The organism is uncultured Mobiluncus sp. (genome assembly GCF_902488535.1).
Lineage (GTDB): Bacteria > Actinomycetota > Actinomycetes > Actinomycetales > Actinomycetaceae > Mobiluncus.
Map to the genome: position 1 here is coordinate 21996 of NZ_CABTWO010000024.1, position 6450 is coordinate 28445.

The 6450-nt window shown below is 56.7% G+C and carries 4 protein-coding genes and 2 tRNA genes; 1 reads left to right on the forward strand and 5 read right to left on the reverse strand.

All coding sequences use genetic code 11. The features are described 5' to 3' along the window. Positions 1-133 precede the first annotated feature (133 nt). Positions 134-862, forward strand: coding sequence for an IclR family transcriptional regulator (locus RDL66_RS08035; protein ID WP_308536403.1), 729 nt, complete (start codon positions 134-136; stop codon positions 860-862). A 211-nt stretch (positions 863-1073) separates the two neighbouring features. Here RDL66_RS08035 and RDL66_RS08040 read toward each other — a convergent pair. The 5 genes from RDL66_RS08040 to gltX form a co-directional block, all read right to left on the reverse strand. Continuing rightward, a tRNA-Glu gene (locus tag RDL66_RS08040) sits at positions 1074-1146 on the reverse strand. Between the two features lies 1 nt (position 1147). Next, positions 1148-1218: transfer RNA gene (locus RDL66_RS08045), tRNA-Gln, on the reverse strand. Between the two features lie 63 nt (positions 1219-1281). Further along, on the reverse strand, positions 1282-2967 hold the full coding sequence (locus RDL66_RS08050; protein ID WP_308536405.1) for a methyl-accepting chemotaxis protein: 1686 nt from the start codon (positions 2965-2967) through the stop codon (positions 1282-1284). A gap of 62 nt (positions 2968-3029) precedes the next feature. Then, entirely contained in the window at positions 3030-4655 is a 1626-nt protein-coding gene (locus RDL66_RS08055; protein WP_308536407.1) for a methyl-accepting chemotaxis protein, read from the reverse strand. A gap of 111 nt (positions 4656-4766) precedes the next feature. Beyond that, positions 4767-6320, reverse strand: a complete 1554-nt coding sequence (gltX, locus tag RDL66_RS08060) for a glutamate--tRNA ligase (protein ID WP_374042921.1) — start codon at positions 6318-6320, stop codon at positions 4767-4769. Positions 6321-6450: the final 130 nt, after the last annotated feature.

Consider the following 6450-nt stretch of genomic DNA (forward strand, 5'->3'; position numbering starts at 1 on the left):
TTCGTTGCGCAGTCCGGAACATTCGCCCGTTTGGGACGGTGCGGGGTTCCGCGGGTTTTCCTGTTGTTATCAATGTTTACCCGGTATCACCAGCCAACTTGCATTTCACATTGTGAGATGGCAATATCAAGTTATGGACAAGTCTAGCGCATATTCCGGTGTAGGGGTACTCGACAAAGCAGTACTGATTCTCTCGACCTTGGAGTCCGGTCCCGCGACCCTGGCTCAACTGGTGGACACCACGCATTTGGCCCGGCCCACCATTTATCGCCTGGCGGTAGCTTTGGAGCATCATCGCTTCCTGGCCCGGGACTCCCAAGGTCGCTTCACATTGGGACCCCGCTTGGCGGAACTGGCTGGAGCAGCCGGGGACGACAGACTTCTGAGTGTCGCATCCCCGGTGCTGGCTGCCTTACGCGACCATACTCACGAGTCTTGCCAACTGTATCGCCGTCAAGGCGACCAGCGGATTTGCGTGGCCGCCGCCGAACGACCCATCGGTTTGCGCGACTCGATTCCGGTGGGGGCAACCCTGACTATGCAGGCCGGATCCGCCGCCCAAATCTTGCTCGCGTGGGAGGAACCCGAACGCCTGCACCGGGGGCTGCGCGGGGCGGCCTTCAACGCCACTATGCTTTCAGAAGTCCGTCGGCGCGGCTGGGCGCAATCGGTTGGGGAACGTGAACCCGGCGTCGCCTCCGTGTCCGCCCCGGTCCGCGGCGCGACCGGACGCGTCGTCGCCGCCGTATCTGTCTCGGGACCCATCGAACGTTTGGGCCGCCAGCCCGGCCGCACCCACGGCACCGCCGTCGTCGCCGCCGCCAACCGCTTGAGCGAATTCCTGCGCCGCGACGAGGAGTAACCCGGCTGTCCGCCCCACGCCCTTGTGACCTCGTCACAAAACGATTGTCTCCTGTCGATTCGGATACGGCACACCGGTACGAATTTATAGTTTTCAATCAGTTTTCCAGTTCCAGCGTCTGGCGATCGGAAGGGTGTAACCAAAAAACTGCGCGATTTCCGCGCAGTTTTGGCAAACATTTATGCAGTTTGAGACCTCTTCCAAGAGGTAGTACCCCCAATGGGATTTGAACCCATGTTACCGCCGTGAGAGGGCGATGTCCTAGGCCGCTAGACGATGGGGGCGCTGGGGTACCAGGATTCGAACCTAGACTGAGTGAACCAGAATCACTAGTGCTGCCGTTACACCATACCCCATAACACTCGGTGCAAAAGTCTCTGTCGAGATTTTCGCACCGAGTGTCAAGGTTACCCTAGTAGTTAGGCATTTGGCAAGTTATCGGCCTCGCCTTTCTTTTCGTAAACCAGCATCGAAATGTTGTCATACATCGCTTGTGAGGCCTCGACCAATTCGTCCGAAGCGTGTTGGAGAGTTTCCACACCCTTGCCGGCTTCCTGAGCAATCTCTTGGTATTGGGAAATGGTTTCCGCAATGGAAGCCGAGCCGGTCGCAGCTTCTGCCACAGAACGACTCATTTCGTTCGTAGTGGCAGTCTGTTCTTCCACAGCCGCCGCGATAGTGGTCTGGTAGTTGTTGATCTGGTTGATAATGTCAGAAATCTTTTCGATTGCTGCCACCGCACCATCCGTATCCGCCTGGATAGCCGTAATCTTGGCGGTGATGTCGTCGGTAGCTTTACCGGTTTCCTGGGCCAGATCCTTGACCTCGCCAGCCACCACCGCGAAGCCTTTACCGGCGTCCCCGGCACGAGCGGCCTCAATAGTAGCGTTCAGGGCCAGCAGGTTCGTCTGTTCGGCAATAGCGGTAATGGTGTTCACCACGTCACCGATTTCACGCGAGGACACCCCGAGCTTCGACACCGTCTCACTGGTGCGCTTCGCGACTTCCGTCGCTTCATTCGCCACCCTCGCGGCTTCGTTGGCGTTGGAAGAGATTTCGCGAATCGAGGCACCCATTTCTTCGGCGCCCGCAGCCACGGTCTGAATCGACTGCGTCACATCTCCGGCAGCACCGGCCACAACCTGCGTCTGCGCGATGACTTCCTCGGTCTCCTTGTAGCCCTCATCGATGCCGTCGCCGACATCCTTAGCCACCGAATTGACCTTCCGAGCCATCGCGGCTGCAGAACCCACGACTTGACGCAGGGTCGCCAAACTCTCATTGAGTTTCATCGCCACATCGCCAAGCTCGTCATTCATCAGCATCTCAGCTTCATCGGTCATGTCGCCCTTCGACAACGACTCGATGGAATCGCCCGTGTTCGCCACGGTCTTGCGCAGCACACGGCGCACAAAGAACCCAATCAGCAGCGCAATAACCAGCACCACCAGGTAGACGACGCACATGACAACCAAGACAATCGTAGCAACCGTCTGTGATTGCAGGGTAGCGGCATCCATCTTGGATTCCAATCCCTTAACAATCTGCGGGACCAGGTCGCTGAGCTGATTAGCCAAATCCAGCACATCAATAGCCGCGGCTTCTTCGCCCTTACCCTGGTTGACCAGTTCGGTAATCTGGTTGACCTCAGCTTCAAACTTCTTCATCACATCTGTAGCCTGAGCCACCAGCGGGGCGATGTTCTGATCCTTAATCTTTGACATTTCCTCCAAGCGCTGGTCGGTCAGCTCCATGAAGTGCTTAACGTTCTCAGTAGCCGCCTTCATCAAGCCATCACGCGCTTCGGGACTGATGGTCTGGGACGTGCCAATCCGTTTGAGCTCGCGTTCCGAAGCGATGAGGCGGGTCATGTCATAGTGCATCGCCTGAGCCGCCTCAACCTGAGTCTGTTCAGCAACATAGGTTTCCGTGGAGTTGCCATAGATGCGCACCCCCACCACGAACAGCAACAGCATCACCAGCAGGCCGGCGATACCGGAAACTCCGATAGCGCCAATCTGAACTACCAAGGGCATCCGCCGCATTTTCTTTCCTTTGGCGTTAACCCGGGCTTTACCAGCTTTCTTAACAGCCGCATCACTCATTTTCTTTTCTCCAGTATTCGAGTTCGCTGTACTTTGCAAATCCGTAGTCACAATCGTCCTCCCTAGTGTTTGAACTCATTGAGGCGGGTAACCAAGTCGTGCGACTCCGTGGCCAGCACGCCCATCTTTTGGTCCACATCAGCGAATCTGTCAGCCAAGTTCGTGGTGTTGCGGGCGATATCCGCAACATTTTCCGCAATGGTGGTGGAACCGTCAGCAGCCTCCGAAACCGACCGGCTCATTTCATTGGTCGTGGCGGTCTGTTCCTCAACCGCCGCCGCAATGGTGGTCTGGTAATCATTGATGGAGGCGATGATGTTAGAGATTTCTTCGATGGCGGCTACCGCGGCCTCGGTGTCCGTCTGAATCTGCTCGACCTTCACGGCGACTTCCTCGGTGGCTCGTCCCGTTTCCGCCGCCAAGTCCTTGACCTCACTAGCGACCACGGCAAAGCCTCGTCCGGCGTCTCCCGCTCGTGCGGCCTCAATAGTCGCGTTCAGAGCCAGGAGGTTCGTCTGTTCCGCTACCGCCGTAATCGTCTCGATGACCTCGCCAACCTCGCGAGAAGACTCGCCGAGTTTAGCCACGGTTTCATTCGTTTGCTGGGCGACTTCCGAAGCTTCCTTGGCCACTCCGGCAGCCGCGTTGGCGTTGGAAGAGATTTCTTTGATCGATACGCTCATTTCCTCCGCACCGGCGGCGACGGTTTGAATAGAGCGGGAAACTTGCTCAGCTGCCGCCGCCCCGCTGTTAATGTAGTCGGTAGCTTTCTGAGTAGCACCCACTGCTCCGCGAGAGCCTTCCCCAATCCCTTCGGTAATCTTGCCGACGTTCTCTGCCGTCCCGATGGTTACGGTGAGGCTTTGACGCAAGCCGCCCATAGCCTCGTTGAAGTGGTCGCCCATATCGCCGACCTCATCTCTGCTGTGACGCTGCACCTCGGCGGTGAAGTCGCCTTCCGTCAGTTTGTCCATTCCAGCGGAGAGGGAGCGAACCGACTTAATCATAGGAGCTACCAGCAAACGCACCATCAAGAAAACCAACACCGCCCCAACAACAAGGATAACGATAGAGATAATGATGGTGGTGCCTTCGGTAGTGGCTCGCGCCTGTGCGGAAGCCTCGCGTTCGGCCTGGTAAGTGTCCAACAGAGCACGAGACTTGTCCGCGAAAACGAAACCATTTTCTTCTTGGAACTTACTAAAGACATTCGAGGCATCCGCGGCCTGGGCTTCGTCGCCGGCCGCATTTTGGGTGAACTGACTCCACGCTGTGGAATAGTCTTCCGCGGCGGAGCGCATATCCGCGACCAAGGCTTTTTGCTCGCTGGTCAACGGAGCCTTTTCGAGACTGCCAAGGCCATCATTGACCTTACCCAGCAACTCGTTGACCTCGTTGACGGTATCGCCAGAGCCGCTCAGGTTCCCAATCTTTCCAGCTTGCAGCTGGGTGAGCAACATAATGTCTTGGGAACGAAGATTAGACCAGTTGATTCTGGCGTCTTCGACCAATTCTACTTCGTCAAAGCTGGCAACCTCTTTTTGGAATACTCCCCGGTATGCCTGCAGTGAGATGACCATGTAAATCAACATCAGCCCCATCAGCACTGCCGCAAGCAGTACTATGAGATGGGTCTTCATAGCGACAGAAAGCTTCTTTGTTTTCACTTGTAACTCCTGATTATTCACATCCGTGTCAATCGGATAGTGTCGGACTATCGGAGTTAAGTATATTAAAATATCAAGGAAAATTGGGGCTTTTTAGAGAATTATCAAGAAAAACTCCCCCTGCAGGGAAAGTTAACCTAAGAAATCGATAAATTTCCTGATTCTCCGCAGAGTTTCCTGCTTCCCCAGGATACACATGGAGTCAAAAACCGGGATGGATACATTTGTACCGGTTACGGCCACGAACAGCGGCGCAAAAGCTATGCGCGGCTTGACTCCCAAGCCGTCGATCAGCGCCGCGTTCAAGACCTCGTGAATTGTCTCAGCGTCGGCAAATGCCTGGTCACCTGCGGTTTCCAAGGCCTCGGCAGCCGCCTCCAGAATCGCGGCGGGCTCACCTTTCAACTTCGAGACGGCCTTTTCGTCGTATTCCACTTCATCACGGAACAGGAACCCAATCAGTCCCGGGAGCTGATCCAGCTGCTGGATGCGGGTTTGCGCCAGCGGTGCCGCCTGATCCAGCACGGCACGTTGCGCCTGGCTCAGGGAATCGTATTCTTCTGCCTCGACTAAACCGGCTGCTGCCAGGAACGGCACCGTCCGACGGGTGAAATCGGACTCGTCCAGCAGGCGGATATGCTCGGCATTAATCGCGTTGCATTTCTTAAGGTCAAAGCGGGCCGGATTCGGGTTTACCGCACGGATGTCGAAAGCCTGAGCCATCTGTTCGCGGCTGAAAATATCGTTATCCGCGGCGTATGCCCAACCCAGCAGCGCCAGGTAGTTGACCAGGCCTTCGGGAATAATGCCGTGCTGTTTATGCAGCAACAAGTTCGATTCCGGGTCCCGCTTGGAGAGCTTCTTATTTCCCTCGCCCATCACGTAAGGCAGGTGCCCGAAATAGGGCATGAACTTCGCCACCCCCAGGGCGTAAAGCGCCCGGTAGAGCACTATTTGGCGGGGGGTGGAGGACAGCAGGTCCTCGCCGCGCAGGACGTGAGTAATCTCCATCAGCGCATCGTCTACTGGGTTCACCAGGGTGTAGAGCGGCTCACCGTTGGCGCGCACGATGACGTAGTCGGGTACGGAGCCAGCCTTAAATGTAATGTCGCCGCGCACAAGGTCGGTGAAGGTGATGTCCTCGTCCGGCATTCGCAGACGCAACACAGGTTTACGGCCTTCTTTTAGGTATGCCTCGCGCTGGGCAGCGGTGAGGTCGCGGTCGAAGCCGTCGTAGCCCAGCTTCGGATCCTCGCCGCGTTCGCGGTGACGCGCCTCGACTTCCTCAGGAGTCGAGAAAGATTCATACGCAAAGCCCGCTTCTAGCAGCTGACCAGCCACTTCGCGATAGATATCCATGCGCTCTGATTGGCGGTAAGGTCCGTGCGGGCCACCCACGTTGATGCCTTCGTCCCAATCCAAGCCCAGCCAGTCCAGCGATTCGAGAATCTGGTTAAAGGATTCTTCGGAGTCGCGCGCTGAGTCGGTGTCCTCAATGCGGAACACGAAAGTCCCCCCTTGGGAACGCGCATAAGCCCAGTTGAACAGGCAGGTGCGCACCATGCCGACGTGGGGGGTGCCGGTCGGAGAGGGACAGAACCGCACGCGGGTTTTCGGTCCGTCCGCAGGCGGCACAGGGATTGCAGAAACTTCAGGCAATTCGGTATTCATCACAGAGTCAATCATATATCCCCGCCTCAAAGCTTTTTTCAGAGGAGCCCTTCAGGTGATTTTAACCGTTGCCGGTTGGTGGGTTTCGGGGTGTGCGTGGATTAAAGGTGAAAATAGGGTCGTAGCTGCCAATAATGGCAGCTAC